Annotated in this window: 1 protein-coding gene; it reads right to left on the bottom strand. The window is 67.9% G+C overall.

Features of this window, described 5'->3' with window-relative positions:
• The coding region (locus FLO80_RS23855) for a diguanylate cyclase (protein WP_149187144.1) at window positions 1–461 on the bottom strand (461 nt) is incomplete at both ends.

Below are 461 nucleotides of genomic sequence, written 5' to 3'. Positions count from 1 at the left end.
GTAAAGCGCGCGATCGGCATGCTCGTAGAGATCGTAGAGGCGCTTCAGGTCGTTGCCCGGGGTCGGCCACAGGCAGGACACGCCGACCGACAGGGTCACTTCGCGCGCCGTGTCCGACGCCTCGTGCTCCATGCGCAGCGCCTGGACCTGTGCGCGCAGCGCTTCCGCGCGCAGCCTCGCCTCGTGCTCGTTGGCGCCGTACAGCAACAGGGCGAACTCTTCGCCGCCCAGGCGCACCGCCATGTCCAGCGGACGCCTGGCATTCGCCTCGAACACCGCGCCGATGCGCTGCAGGACCGCATCGCCAGCCTGGTGTCCGTAGCGGTCGTTATAGGCCTTGAAATGGTCGACGTCGCAAAGCAGCAGAGCCAGGGTCTTCTGTTCGCGCTGGGCCTGGCGCCAGAGGCGGTCGAGGTGCTGGTTGAAGCTGCGCCGGTTGTGCAGGCCGGTCAGGCTGTCGT

Origin of the sequence: Aquicoccus porphyridii, assembly GCF_008369105.1 — a bacterium.
Taxonomy (GTDB): domain Bacteria; phylum Pseudomonadota; class Alphaproteobacteria; order Rhodobacterales; family Rhodobacteraceae; genus Aquicoccus; species Aquicoccus porphyridii.
Note: the sequence above shows the minus strand (reverse complement) of the source record. Positions and strands in the feature narration are given on the sequence as shown.